At 58.2% G+C, this 13,108-nt stretch carries 13 protein-coding genes and 1 pseudogene; 8 read left to right on the top strand and 6 right to left on the bottom strand.

The window, feature by feature from the left end; genetic code table 11:
* The first annotated feature begins 453 nt into the window (after nt 1-453).
* Nucleotides 454-1,254 carry a hypothetical protein gene (locus tag HHL21_RS14795; protein ID WP_169467202.1) on the top strand — a complete coding sequence of 267 codons (801 nt, stop codon included), beginning with the start codon at nt 454-456 and terminating at the stop codon, nt 1,252-1,254.
* Nucleotides 1,255-1,481: 227 nt separating this feature from the next.
* Here the strand turns inward: HHL21_RS14795 and HHL21_RS21945 are convergent, their stop codons facing one another.
* Nucleotides 1,482-1,700: a hypothetical protein gene (locus tag HHL21_RS21945; protein WP_169467200.1), complete on the bottom strand. Its 219-nt coding sequence runs from the start codon at nt 1,698-1,700 to the stop codon at nt 1,482-1,484.
* Nucleotides 1,701-1,961: 261 nt separating this feature from the next.
* Here HHL21_RS21945 and HHL21_RS14785 point away from each other — a divergent pair, with 261 nt between their 5' ends.
* From HHL21_RS14785 to HHL21_RS14775, 3 genes and pseudogenes are all read left to right on the top strand, one after another.
* Nucleotides 1,962-2,939, top strand: a complete 978-nt coding sequence (locus HHL21_RS14785; RefSeq protein WP_169467198.1) for a DUF4214 domain-containing protein — start codon at nt 1,962-1,964, stop codon at nt 2,937-2,939.
* Nucleotides 2,940-3,042: 103 nt separating this feature from the next.
* Complete coding sequence (locus HHL21_RS14780) at nt 3,043-3,495, top strand: MFS transporter (RefSeq protein WP_169467196.1); 453 nt, start codon at nt 3,043-3,045, stop codon at nt 3,493-3,495.
* Between the two features lie 214 nt (nt 3,496-3,709).
* Nucleotides 3,710-4,703: pseudogene (locus tag HHL21_RS14775) on the top strand (IS1595 family transposase).
* A 581-nt stretch (nt 4,704-5,284) separates the two neighbouring features.
* Here the strand turns inward: HHL21_RS14775 and HHL21_RS14770 are convergent.
* Nucleotides 5,285-5,446: a hypothetical protein gene (locus HHL21_RS14770; RefSeq protein WP_169467194.1), complete on the bottom strand. Its 162-nt coding sequence runs from the start codon at nt 5,444-5,446 to the stop codon at nt 5,285-5,287.
* A gap of 140 nt (nt 5,447-5,586) precedes the next feature.
* Nucleotides 5,587-7,464, bottom strand: a complete 1,878-nt coding sequence (locus tag HHL21_RS14765; RefSeq protein WP_169467192.1) for a hypothetical protein — start codon at nt 7,462-7,464, stop codon at nt 5,587-5,589.
* A 177-nt stretch (nt 7,465-7,641) separates the two neighbouring features.
* On the opposite strand from HHL21_RS14765, the gene HHL21_RS14760 reads away from it, so the two are divergent.
* The gene (locus tag HHL21_RS14760; protein WP_169467190.1) at nt 7,642-7,866 is read left to right on the top strand and encodes a hypothetical protein; all 225 of its coding nucleotides are present in this window, start codon (nt 7,642-7,644) and stop codon (nt 7,864-7,866) included.
* Between the two features lie 218 nt (nt 7,867-8,084).
* Here the strand turns inward: HHL21_RS14760 and HHL21_RS14755 are convergent, their stop codons facing one another.
* Nucleotides 8,085-9,176, bottom strand: coding sequence for a thioredoxin family protein (locus tag HHL21_RS14755; protein ID WP_229496456.1), 1,092 nt, complete (start codon nt 9,174-9,176; stop codon nt 8,085-8,087).
* Between the two features lie 316 nt (nt 9,177-9,492).
* Nucleotides 9,493-9,891 carry a DUF4148 domain-containing protein gene (locus HHL21_RS14750; RefSeq protein ID WP_169467186.1) on the bottom strand — a complete coding sequence of 133 codons (399 nt, stop codon included), beginning with the start codon at nt 9,889-9,891 and terminating at the stop codon, nt 9,493-9,495.
* 378 nt (nt 9,892-10,269) lie between these two features.
* On the opposite strand from HHL21_RS14750, the gene HHL21_RS14745 reads away from it, so the two are divergent.
* The 3 genes from HHL21_RS14745 (at nt 10,270) to HHL21_RS14735 (ending at nt 12,557) form a co-directional block, all read left to right on the top strand.
* On the top strand, nt 10,270-10,593 hold the full coding sequence (locus HHL21_RS14745; RefSeq protein WP_169467183.1) for an epoxide hydrolase N-terminal domain-containing protein: 324 nt from the start codon (nt 10,270-10,272) through the stop codon (nt 10,591-10,593).
* A 105-nt stretch (nt 10,594-10,698) separates the two neighbouring features.
* Complete coding sequence (locus HHL21_RS14740) at nt 10,699-11,706, top strand: alpha/beta fold hydrolase (protein ID WP_169467181.1); 1,008 nt, start codon at nt 10,699-10,701, stop codon at nt 11,704-11,706.
* A 233-nt stretch (nt 11,707-11,939) separates the two neighbouring features.
* Nucleotides 11,940-12,557 (top strand): OmpW/AlkL family protein, encoded by a 618-nt coding sequence (locus HHL21_RS14735; RefSeq protein WP_169467179.1) that lies wholly within the window; start codon nt 11,940-11,942, stop codon nt 12,555-12,557.
* A 129-nt stretch (nt 12,558-12,686) separates the two neighbouring features.
* Here HHL21_RS14735 and tnpA read toward each other — a convergent pair whose 3' ends face one another.
* The gene (tnpA, locus tag HHL21_RS14730) at nt 12,687-13,103 is read right to left on the bottom strand and encodes an IS200/IS605 family transposase (protein ID WP_169467177.1); all 417 of its coding nucleotides are present in this window, start codon (nt 13,101-13,103) and stop codon (nt 12,687-12,689) included.
* Nucleotides 13,104-13,108 lie beyond the last annotated feature (5 nt).

Genomic DNA, 13,108 nt, shown 5'->3' with positions numbered 1-13,108 from the left:
GCCATGGCGGCGAAGTCTACCGGCTCGATTGAACCTCTTGGCGCTACGGCCCGCGCCTGGCGTCTTGGAGGGACGCAACGTGATCAACCGCCAAATTCGTGGCCACACAATCAGCGCGCTCATCGTCTAACGCCGCAGCCCTACCGAAGCGGGATCGAGGGCTACTGTGACCGCCTGCATTCGACCCGAAGCAGACGTTGTCGAAGACGGCCCCCTTTTAGACGTAACCGATGGATCTCGGTGGATACCATAGCCTGCGACATTCGAGCGAGAGGAAAGTCGACATCCACGCGGAATTTTTTTGAGAAATCATCATGAGTCATGCGAGTCAATCAGGGTGTTGCTGCAAGGAACTATTTTTCACCACCGACGATGTTCAAATAGTTCCGCATTGATACAATAAAATGTTTCCGAAAAAGAAAACATTTTTTCATTACAATTACCTGGGGTACTATGAATAAAAGACTGATCGGGGCCGTTGCCGCTGCCTTGCTGCTGAGCGCTTGCGCTACCACACCACCAAAAATGCTGGGCGCACCGCCGGGTAACGGCTATGCCATGGCGCGCGCGGCAGGGGTGGATGTCACTAACCACATGACGCGCCATCTGGACGCCAACAAGGACATCCTTTACACCCAGGCCAGCGGTGGTGGCGGGGTGGGAATGGGCCTCTTGCTCGGTCCCCTGGGTGTGATGGCCAACATGAAGATGATCGAGACCAGGACCGTGGCCGATGTCGCGACGCTGAACAACAAGATCAGCATTGCACCGCGCGCCCTGTTTTCGGACGCGATGCGCAAGAATGGCCAGGTCCTGAGTGACACGCCGCAAGCCAATCGCGCGACGCCATACCTCTACATCGCCAAAGCTGAAGGTGACAAGCTGCAGGTCCTGAGCGCGCTCATCGTCGAATCGAACGGCACCCCGCAATGGGCAGGCACCTACCAGTACCAGCTGCCGATGACCTACACTGTGGCTGAACTGGCCAGCCTGGATGCGGCCGGCATGCGCGCCCTGAACGATGCTGCTGCAAATGGCTTCGATCAGCTGCTCAATCGCCTCGCTGCCGAAAAGCAGGTCCGTGCCGATCAGGAACAGAAGATCCATTTCCGTTCGCGCCTCCTGCAGCCGATGGTGGATATCGAGATGCATGGCCAGCTCGTCGCCGATGAAGGCGACGTCGTCTGGGTACGCAATCCAGCCAGCGTGGTCGGCTTGCGCAAGGCACACGTCACCTACAAGATCGTTCCTTGACCGGACCGGGTTAATCGAAAAGGCGGGGCAACCCGCCTTTTTTCATGGGTAGGTGCGCGGGCGTTGCAGGCATGAAATTAGCACTAATTTTTTGAAGAAGGAGCGCGATCAGGTGTCGGTTGCGGTGTCGATCGCGAGCCGGACGGAGGTGCGCAGTTCGTCATCACAGCCTATATTTATCTTAGTGCACGGGCCGGATAGCCTATTGAACCGGGGCAGCATCCGCATCAACTTCTCGACTCGGCTTCACAATGGTAAGCACGGTCGCGCGTGAGACGCCGTAGAGCTTCGCCAGGGAACTCACGCTCTGCTTGCTCGCGTAGCCATCGATCATCGCCTTGCGTTGCTCTGACGTCGTTTTTTGGCGGTCTGCCGAGCGTCTTGCCTTCCGCCTTGGCTCGCGCCAGTCCCGCCTGGGTGCGCTCAACGATCAGGTCCCTTTCCATCTCCGCCACCGATAGCAAATACGAAACCTGGCTTTACGTTGCCCCGCTCGGATCCGAACGCTACCTCGAGTTTGTCGTGCTGATCGGTCCGGACGGCGTGGTCAAAAAGACCCGCCAACGCTCGCCCTGACTCGAATTTCCCGACTGCCGCGCCAAAACGGCCCCCCGATGGCTTTACCGCGCCCGTCCTTGACGCGCCGCCTTGCACCTGTTAATTTTCGTGAAGCAACTAAATTAGCCAACAACACAAGGAAACGCCACATGGCCATCGTCACCCTCGCGAGCAAGTTCAGCTTCTCCACGAACCAGGATTGGGACTGGATGGTCGCCAAGCTCAGCAGCAGTTTTATCTCGGTTGAGAACGCCAATTATCGGCAATCGTTCGACGGCAGCTTTGCCATCACTCCGGATGGCATCATTACGGGTAACGCAACGGCGAGCAATTTTTACGTCGACGACGCCCTGGTCTACTCGATCACCGGAATGTCCGCCGATGCCACCCAATTGCAGGTTTTCGTGGAAAACGAGGGCGACACCCAGCAGACGTATGCCTTTGTCCTCAGCGGTAACGACACCATCAACGGCAGCGCCGACGCCGACGTGCTGGCCGGTTTCGGCGGCAACGACACGATGTCTGGTGGCGCAGGCAACGACCTGATCATCGCCGGCAGCGGCAACGACACCATTTCTGGCGGCGCCGGTAACGACACCGTCACCTTCAGCGGCGCGCGTGCGAACTACACCGTGGTCAAGACGGCGGCCGGCATCACCGTGACGGACAAGACCGGGGCCGACGGCATCGACACGGTCAGCGGCGCCGAGCGCGTGCTGTTCACCGACAGCGGTATCGCGTTCGACGGCAGCGGTAATGGCGGCGAGGCCTACCGCGTCTACCAGGCCGCGTTCAACCGCACGCCGGACAAGGGCGGCGTCGGCTTCTGGATCAATGCGATGGACAAAGGCATGTCGCTCAAGGAAGTGGCGCAAAACTTCGTCGCCTCGGCCGAGTTCAAGGTGGCTTACGGTGCGGCCCCGAGCAATGCCGAGCTGGTCGGTAAATTCTACGAAAATGTATTGCACCGCCAGCCGGAGAAGGGCGGCTTCGACTTCTGGGTCGGCGTGCTCGACCGCAACCAGGCCAGCGTCGCGGACGTGCTGGAAGGGATCAGCGAAAGCGGCGAAAACGTCGCCGGACTCGCCGCCGTCATCGGCGCCGGCTTCGAATACTCGCTGTACTAAGCGCTTGCAGGCGAGGGCCGGGCCCGCAACCGGCCCGCGTGCCCTCGCCCGCTCTCCGGAAGGATTTACAGATGAGCATGTTATGCTTTCACGATCGGTGCGAGTGCAAGCACCAGTCCGTGAAGACATGACCAACGCGCCCGCCCGCAACACCATTCCCATCCTCGCCGTCACGCAGGTCATTGCCTGGGGCACGCTGTACTACGCGTTCGCGATCCTGGCCGCCGACATTCAGCGCGAACTTGGCTGGCGCGCCGAAACCGTGTTCGGCGCCTTCTCCTGGTGCCTGCTGGTCGGCGGCCTGGTGTCGGCGCCGGTCGGCATGCTGCTCGACCGCTTCGGCGGCCGTTTCGTGATGGGCGCCGGCTCGCTGCTGTGCGGACTCGGCTTCATCCTGCTCAGCCAGGCGCGTGACGTGGCCACTTACTATATTGCCTGGACCCTGCTCGGCGTGGCGATCGCCGCCACCCTGTACGAAGCCGCCTTTGCCACCATCATCCTTGAAACAGCATCCCCTGCCCATGCATCGTCACCAGTCGTGCGCGGTATAGCGTAGGTAACAACTCATCTGGTTGCCCGGTGCCACCGCCGGCATAGAAGGCCGCAACGATTTCCGTGCCTTGTCGGAACACTGTGAGGTTACCGACGGCGCCAGGATCTGCTGAAATGTCTCGATCGGCTTTGCGCTCACCCCGCGATCGGAGTCGTTTAATATAACTGTACATTCATAAGGGGTATCCATTTAGCTCCAGTGAAGTTAGAATCACTGTATGGATATCCATATATTAGCCCCAAAAGCGGGCGAAGACTACCCCACCGACTGGAACGAATTCCTGACTTGGTTTGCGTCCGAAGAAGCCTGTCTTTCGTATCTGGAAAGATTGCGGTGGCCGGCCGGATTCGTGTGCCCTGCGTGCAGCTGCATTGACCAGCCCTACAGGTCAAGCCGCGGTCGCATGGTATGCCGGGACTGCGGCCATCAGTGCACTGTCACCGCCGGCACGATCTTTGAAAAGACGCGCACGCCGCTGCGAGTGTGGCTCGCTGCTGCGTGGTATTTGACCAGCCAGAAGCAAGGCGTGAATGCCCTGGGTTTGCAGCGCGTTCTGGGCCTGGGAAGTTACCAGACGGCTTGGGCGATGCTGCACCGCTTCCGCGCAGCGATGGTGCGTCCCGGACGCGAACTGCTTCATGGCAAGGTTGAAGTCGACGAGACCTACCTGGCCATTAGCGATCGTCAAAACCCGGTCACTGCGAAGGGACGCAAGAACAACACCGCCAAGACGCTCATAGTCATCGCAGTGGAAATGCTTGAACCGAAAAGGCTTCGGGAGAATCCGCCTGCAGCGCATCGGCGATGACTCCGCTGCCAGCGTTCTTCCCTTCGTTGAGCAGGCCATTGAACCGGGCGCCACGGTGCATACGGATGGGTCTGCTGCCTACCGCACGCTGCGCGAGCTTGGCTACCTCCACCAACGCACCGTGCTGCTCGGATCGGACATCGCCGCCCATGCTTCCATGCCGGGTGTGCATCGCGTCGCAGCGCTGCTCAAGCGCTGGATCTTGGGCACACACCATGGCGCGGTGCAGCCCGCACACCTCGATGCTTATCTGGATGAATTCGTGTTTCGCTTCAATCGGCGCAGCTCAAGCTCGCGTGGGATGCTCTTCTACAGATTGCTCCAGCAAGCCGTCGTGACGAGCCCCGTCACGTACGGCGATGTGGTCAAAAAAACGCGCGCGCGGTCGAAAAATTCGGAGTAGTATACTACTGTACGTATATCCAGTGGTTCGGTGATTGTGGAGCTAACTGGATACCCCATACATTCATACAGTATATCTCGCGCTTTCCGAGTTTGGTTTTGCAGCCAGCCGGGTGGGGGACCGCTGACCGGCCGTCGTGATCTAACTGACACGATCTAACCAGAGCAAAGCCATGCCTACGAAAGCCTTCCTCCAAGCGTACATCGATGTTGATCAAAGTCTGCACGCCTATTCGTGCGTGAGGCACTGGTCGCTGTCAGGGCATAGTGCATAGTTCAGCAATCAGGTCTTCCAGCCGACGGCGTTTGCCTTTAAAGCCCACGGTGCGGCCAGCTAAGGGCGTGTGCGAGTAGTCTTTTTTTTGCATGAACTCTAACGTTTTCCAGACCACCTCGAACACCATCTGAACGTGGGAACGATCGACGCTGGAAGGGCTGGCTGGGTAGTTGAGACTTCGTGTTCTACGTGCGTCTACGTCGATGAGCTGATGATAATTCTTCTTGGTCTGGAACCCTAGCTGTTGAGGGGTGGAGATAGTTCGCGCCTCGCCGCCCGCCGATGTATCAAGGTGCCATACATGGTTAATCGGCGGGAGTCAGTTGCAGTTTGTTGCGAACGCCGGGCGTGCGTTGCAGCAAGTCGACAAGCCGCTGTCCTGTCATCCACGGCGCGACGCTAACGGGTTGGGCATTCGAAGGGGATGTGAGTGCGACGATCACGGCGATCGTCAGAATGATTTGCAAGACTTGCTCCGCGTCGTTTATGGGTTGAGCCCATATTGAAGCACGGAGAAAAACGAGTTATTGCTGAGTCGCAAGAAAGCGCATGCGGCGGGGTTTTTGGCTGCGTTTGTTTGTCCAATCGCTCAACCAGTTGTCGCGCTTTATTTCTGATGAATTATCGACGCTTCATTCGGAAATGCACCGGTAGCTTCCGTCAGGTGGACACGAACTGCCTTCCTCCGTCCAGCCATCGCGTGCAATTCGTTTCCCTGCACAGTCACGCGTTGTACAAGTTCCTCGACCTGGTTTTCCAGCAATTCAACGCGGATCGCGTGCAGGTCGAGCCCGATCTGGTGGACTGCGAACGCCAGCACTTCTGTCTCGTCGGGCCGGTAGCTCTCGCCCGATCCCTTTACGCCGATCAGCACAATGCCATTGAGAATGCCGCGATGGCTCATCGGCACGGCCAGCTCGCCCGGGAGCCCCGATTTCAGATGGTCGTAGCGTTGTGGCGCGACGTCGCTGCGCAGGGCAACCGCGATCGCGTGGTCGGTCTCGATTCGTGCCGGCGCTTGTGCCAGCGTACAGTCGGCGCGAAGCAGGTAAGTGCCATCGGGCTCGCGAAGGTAGATCGTGCATCCTGCCTGGACGGTGAAGCGGTCGATAGCGCTTCGTGAGGAGGCCATCAATGCGTCAATCGACGTTATGTGGGCAGCTTGCCGCACGAAATGCCGGAGCTTGTGTTCGTTCTCATGCCATTCATGGAAAAAGAAGCGCTCGACCCGGCGTTCGACCCTTCCGTGCAGATGATGGAAAACGAGATACACGCCGAGCGCGATGAGACCGTCGACGATCAGGGTGATGGTGGGCGCGTCAGCGTGGCCGCCGCCATGCAGCATCGACGAGGAGATGCGTTCGACGACGCCAAAGGTGCAAAGCAGCAGGATGCTGACAACGGTGAACACCACCATTCGGCTCACTGCAAAGTCAAAATTGAAAACGCGATGCTTCAGAACTGCGTACGCCAGGCCGATGTACATGGTGAACTGACCGGCGAACATGCCCATCGTGGTCCATCGTATGCCATCGTAGTCGGCGTCGAACGCGGGAACCCAGGCAATCATGGCGGGGACGGTCCCAACTGCGTAGGACAGCAGTAGCCATCGATGCCGCTGGCGCATTTCGCCGGCCGATTGTTGCCAGCCATTGACCATGGTGACGATGCTCAGGGTCAGGCCGAATCCAACCACCGCTCCAATCAACGGCAACATCAGCGGCGCTTCGTTACCCAGGCCGAACCACACAGCGTAAGCGGAAGTGCCAAATGCCAAGACCCGGTAGAAAGGGAAGCTGCGCTTGAGCCACCGGCGCAGGGGGCCTACCGCATTAGGCTGGTAACTCAGCGCGAACGAAAAACTCCAGTACCAGATCAGTGGATAGGTGGCCATGCAGAGCAGCTTGCTGATGTAGAACAGCGGGCCGGCGGGGGAATAGTTGATGGTGATGAAGAAGATGAGGCTGAGCGCACAGAAAGTCATCGCAAGTGCGCGGTTTGCGCTGCCGCTGCCTTGCTTGATGCCGACAAGGAGGCTGAACAGCAGGGCAGTGACGGCCATGACGAAGCTGGCAGCGTAGTCGAATGCCTCGGCAAACGGAATGGGCGACCCCACCGCCCGGATCGTCAAGTGGCGCTTGCCTTCGGTCTGGATCAACGTCAGGCCGATCGGTTCGCCGACCTGGAAGCGACGCCAGCGGTCGAGTGGACGGTCATAGCGGACGTGGTCGCCCGGTCTGGCTCCCTGCGCCAGGAGTGGCGAATTCGAGTCCAGGCTGAGAATGCGCAGGACATACGTACCCTGGCTTTCCGGCGACAGTCCGAGGTGGTCGTCCAGCCTGCCGCCGATTGTGCCGTGCTCGTGTTGAAGTACCAATGCGCTGAATCCGTGCCTGGCTTCGACCACGAGAAGGACGGCCGTTATAGCGGTAAGGATGCAGATCAACCACTTCCACGTCGCCGGGGACAGCCGGAATCCAGTCATTGCGCGCTCCTTCGGGTGTACGCCAAAGGAAAGTATAAATTGATAATGAGCTAGTTGTTAAAAATTTACTGAAAATCAGCGAAGGATTGCAGGTTCCTGTTGCGGAAAGCGCAGGAATTCAGTCACTGACGGTGCGAACACGTTTGCCCGTCCAGCTTGACACTCGCGGCTCGAAGGGTGAGCATCATCGTTATGGAAACGCGAATTGCATCGCTCGAAGCGATCACCGAAAGCACCAGTAAAGCTCTGGAGGAGTGGCGTCGCCGCATGGATGATGGCTTTAGAGAGCTCCGCTGCGAGATGCGAGATACGCGTGCCGAATTCAACAGCCGGCTGAACGACCGTCGAACCGAACTCCGATCGGAAATTCGCGATACGCGTAACGAGTCAAACGAACGCTAGAAGGAACTGCGAAAAACGATTCGCTGGCTGATCGGAATTCAGGTGACTACATTACTTGCGGTGGTTGGACTGCTAGCCCGGGCGGCGGATCTGTTCTAATCGATTGCCATTGTTTCAGGCTATTCGGAGATTGGTGAGGTCGTATGGGAATTCCCCGGTGTGGACATCGATATGCCAGTTTAGACGGCGCATCTAGGAAAGCAATGCCGCACTTTCAATCAGCCGAAGGTGAAGGAAAAAGCCTGAACGCCGGGATCCAGAAACACGATGTCGAACTGCCGATCGTTGATCGGCTTCGTCGTTTGCCGGATTAGTTGATATAACCGCGGCTCAGTCACCGTGCCGATGCCGTCTTTATCGACGTCGATTCCGTGCGCTGCGCCGGGCGGCTGTCCATCAATGCGCACGCGGAATCGCACGGGTTTTTCTCGTGTCGCCGCACCCATGACGAGGTGAAGATCGCGGGCGTGGAAGCGGTACACTATTGCGCCATTCGGCTGGTTCAGAATGGTTGCCTGGGGCTTTACCGTCCAGTCCCCAACAAGCGCCCAATGATTGAGTCCAAGGTGCGCTGGGGCGGCATAAACGCGACGCTTGTCCGGCGCTGCACCGCCGGGCGACGCAAAGCCCTCGGTGCGCTCATAGCCGACGTAATTCTCCGGTGATTTCAAGCTGGCCCAATCGGCGGCAACTTCTGCGCCCCGGGCATCGACCGACACCAGTTGCTGGTTGGTCCCATGGTTTCCGGCCTCGACCAGCAATCGTTGGATGGCCCTTTCCGTTAATTCGTATTTCCCTTCGCCGGCATGGTAATGCCGAATTTTTCCTGTCGCATCGGCCAGATAGAGGGCTGGCCAAGATTCATTGTTGAATGCTCGCCATACCGCATGCTCACTATCGATTGCGATCGGATACTCGACTCGCATGGCGGCCGCAGCGCGGCGCACATTTCCGATGTCCTTTTCAAAGGGGAACTCAGGGGAGTGAACACCAATAACCACCAATCCCTGGTCCCTGTATTTTTCCGCCCACGCGCGGCGGTAGGGAAGGGTGCGCAACCAATTAATGCAGGTGTAGGTCCAAAAGTCGATCATCACCACCTTGCCGCGCAGGTCGGCGCTGGTCAAGGGGGGCGAATTCAGCCATGAGGAAGCGCTGGCAAGGGATGGCAACTGATGCACGGGAGGCAGAGCCTCTTTCCTGCCGGACTGTGCCATTGCGCTCCCGATGAGCCCAAACTGTGCCGTCGCGATGCCAACGCCCAAGGCGCCAGAGAGTGCGCGGCGATAGTGGTCGATGCAGTCGGTCATGATTCGCTCCAATTGTTCAGTTGCCATGGACGATGAACGCGGAGGGCATTCAGCAGGCTAATATACTCCAACATTCTTATGCTTGATACCGACGAACAGAAGGAGATCAAGACTGGTCTGGTTCTACGGCTTTCGAGCCGGCGAGCTTGGACATCCAACGTTGCAGGTCGGGACTCAGCGCGCGGCCGTTCGTGGCGACGATGCCGTAGCTCGGCTTGTCGCGCCACGCCGCTTTGCTCGGGGCGGCACCAACGCAAACGCCAATACGCGCGTGCGCTCCGCCTTTACGAGCTGTTCACATCGTGCGGCTGCTGCCTTAGAGGAAAGCCGCAGTCGCTTCCGTGATGTCGAGCTCACCCGCCGCACGAGCGCGAATCACTTCGGCCAGCACGTCGGCTCGCACAACACTTGATTTTTCGTTCGCGTAGGGAAAGGCGGCAGAGGCTTCTGTCCAATCCAATTCACCCGCAGCACGGGCGCGAATCACTTCAGCCCTGACCTCGGCACGAGTGACGGTCGATTTTATAGCCGTGAATTCGCGTGGATAGTTCACTTCGGTGATATCGAGGGTGCCGGCAGCGCGTGCGGCCAGAACTTCGGCACGCACTTGTTCGCGCGTTACATTGTGGGAGGCGTCATGCTGGCCGACGGCGGAAGCGCCGGTGGCAACGACAGCGGAAAGGATCAGGACTGCTGCGGCGTTTAATTTCAACATGGTGTTCTCCTTGGATGAGTCGAGCTTTATTGCTTCGATGAATCCATTAGACGACTCCAATGTATCGCCTCCATGTCACCAACTTTTGCCAACGCAAGCTCGTGTATCTGGGACGGGGTCAGATACAGTTAGATACGAATCAATGCCTCGAGATCAGGATTTCGCCGCAGGCCGGCGCAGCCCGTTTTGTGGCTCGCGGAAGGGCCGCAAGGCGTTTCAAATTCATTGACACGCTCCGCCCGCTGGCCTAAATTGAACGACACGCATCTCATTCGCCGGTGGTCGCAATCAATGCTTTCTGTTAGGGAGTTCATCGTGACCCTCGACATAGTGCAGTACGCCGCCGAAACCCTCAGGTGCCTTTCTCAACGAGTAAGTATGATCATGTCCGTAGTATTGGCACTGATCCTGCTCTTTGGTGCCAGCTACGCTAAGACCGTCTCGGCGGCCGAAGACAAAGCCATTAAGCCCTTCCAGGCACATATTCCGCAAGCCCAGATCGATGACTTACGCCGGCGTATCGCTGCCACGCGCTTCCTGGAGCGCGAGACCGTCGACGACTTCTCCCAAGGCGTGCAGCTCGCGAAGCTAAAGCCACTGGTGGAATACTGGGGAACCAAGTACGACTGGCGAAAAGCCGAAGCGAAGCTGAACGCCTTGCCTCAGTTCGTCACCAACATCGCTGCGCTGATTAAAAAGTAGTGGCGCGGGTCCAGGAATGGAGAGGGGGAGGCCCTGCAACTGCTCGTGCAGGGCGCGTAGTTCGAAGTGCAGCCGCCCAACCGATACCACACTGGAGAGAGAACAATGTCTGAACAAATCAACCATGATCGCCGCCATTTGTTAGGCGCTGCGGTCATGACGCTCACTGCCGCAGAGCTTGTCAAGGCCGGGCCGGCGAAAGCTGCGACAAATGCCTCGTTCAGCCCACTGAAACAGATCGATGCAGGACTTTTGAATGTGGGCTATGCTGAAGCCGGCCCTGCCAATGGCCCTGCGGTCATTCTTCTGCATGGCTGGCCTTACGATATTCACACCTATGTCGATGTCGCTCCCTTGCTGGCATCGGCAGGCTACCGGGTAATTGTCCCATTTTTGCGCGGCTATGGCTCGACGCGTTTTCTTTCGAGCAAAACGTTCCGGAGCGGCCAACCGGCGGCGATAGCTGTCGATATCGTCGCTCTCATGGATGCTCTCAAAATCGAGAAGGCAACCGTTGCCGGCTGCGATTGGGGAGCCCGAACGGCCAACATCATCGCGGCGCTGTGGCCGGAGCGCTGCAAGGCGATGGTATCCGTGAGCGGATATCTGATTGGCAGTCAGGAAGCCGGTAAGGTCCCGTTGCCCCCCAAGAATGAACTGCAATGGTGGTATCAGTATTATTTCGCAACCGAGCGCGGCCGGGCGGGTTACGACAAGTACCGGCACGACTTCGCAAAGCTCATTTGGCAAATTGCATCGCCGCAGTGGCGCTTCACCGACGCGACTTTTGACCGTAGTGCTGCGTCCTTTGACAATCCCGATCATGTCAGCATCGTGATTCACAACTACCGGTGGCGGCTCGCACTAGCGGAAGGCGAGCCAAGATACCGTGATCAAGACAGGCTGCTTGCCGCCGGTCCGATTATCAACGTGCCTACCATTACGCTTGAAGGTGATGCCAATGGTGCGCCGCATCCGGAACCCAGTCTGTATGCCAAGAAATTTTCGGGCAAGTATGCGCACCGGACCATTACCGGCGGCATCGGCCACAATCTTCCTCAGGAAGCCCCGCAGGCTTTTGCCGACGCAGTTTTAGACGTCAACCGTTATTGACTAGCGTTTTCCTGAGCGGCGACCAAAAGGAAATCGTGAACCAGCATCACGGTCAAATCCTGATCCAGACAAGGCCAGATGGCCAGCGCACCTGCGTGTTGGTGAGCTTGCCGCTGGCAATATGATTCGAATTTCAGTGGACTAACAAAAAATTTGATTCATATCAAAGATTTTGTTGAGCCAAATCAATAACCTTCATCTCAGGAAATACAACAACTGATGAAGGAAGCAACGTGAAAAGTACTACCCCAGCAGTCATTCTCGCAGCCCTTGGTTTTATCTTTGCAGCTGCACCCGTTCATGCCGAGGAATATTCCTGGCTGGTACGCGCCCGAGCCACCTATCTGAACCCGGCTGACAAGTCGGGGCCGGTCGGCGGCACCGGTGCGTCGGATCGTATCAGCGTGGAAAGCCGTACCATCCCGGAACTGGACATCAGCTACTTCTTCAGCCCGAACGTGGCGGCTGAACTCGTGCTGACCTACCCGCAGAAACACGAGGTCTACCTGGACGGCCAGCCAATCGGCACCTTCAAGCACCTGCCGCCGACGCTGCTTGCGCAATACCACTTCCAACCTGACAGCCAGTTCTCGCCGTATGTCGGCGCCGGCGTCAACTTTACCCATCTGTCGAGCGTGAAGCTGCTGGGCGGCACGGGCGACCTGGAAAGCAACAGCGTCGGCCTGGCGCTGCAGGCAGGCATCGACTTCAACATCGACAAGCGGTGGTCCGTCAACCTGGACATCAAGCGTTTGAACATCCGCAGCGACGTGCTGGCTGGCGGTGTGAAGATCAGCGATGTCAAAGTTGACCCGACCCTGGTATCGCTCGGCGTCGGCTACCGCTTCTAACTGCCGCGCCCGGAAAAGCCGGAACCACGCCGCACGTCGGAAGGTCCGGCTTGACCAGGTGCGCGGCAAGCCACGTCCTTCAGCGCGGGGGCAAGAGCGCGGACGGCGCAGCCGTCCTTGCCGTTGCTTTTAGTGCGGGGTCTGCTGCTGCTCGATGTACTGCCGGATAACGGCGATGGGTGCGCCGCCGCAGCTACCGGCGAAGTAGGACGGCGACCATAGCGCCCCGCCCCAGAGTTTCTTGCCGATGCTCGGATAATTCTTCTTCCGAATCATCCAACTGGACACGCCCTTCAGGCTATTCACCAGATTGGAGACGGAAACCTTCGGAGGGTAGTTCACCAACAAGTGAACGTGGTCGTCCTCGCCGTCGAACTCCACTAGTTCCGCTTCAAAGTCCACGCAGACGCTGGCAAACATCGGGCGCAGGTCGTCAAGAATCGCTTTCGTGAAGACTTTCCGGCGGTATTTTGTCACGAAGACCAAATGCACATGCATCAAAAAAACGCAGTGTCTTCCTTGTCTAATGTCGATATTATTGCTCATAGACC

Origin of the sequence: Massilia polaris, from assembly GCF_012927275.1 — a bacterium.
Lineage (GTDB): Bacteria > Pseudomonadota > Gammaproteobacteria > Burkholderiales > Burkholderiaceae_D > Telluria_A > Telluria_A polaris.
Note: the sequence above shows the minus strand (reverse complement) of the source record. Positions and strands in the feature narration are given on the sequence as shown.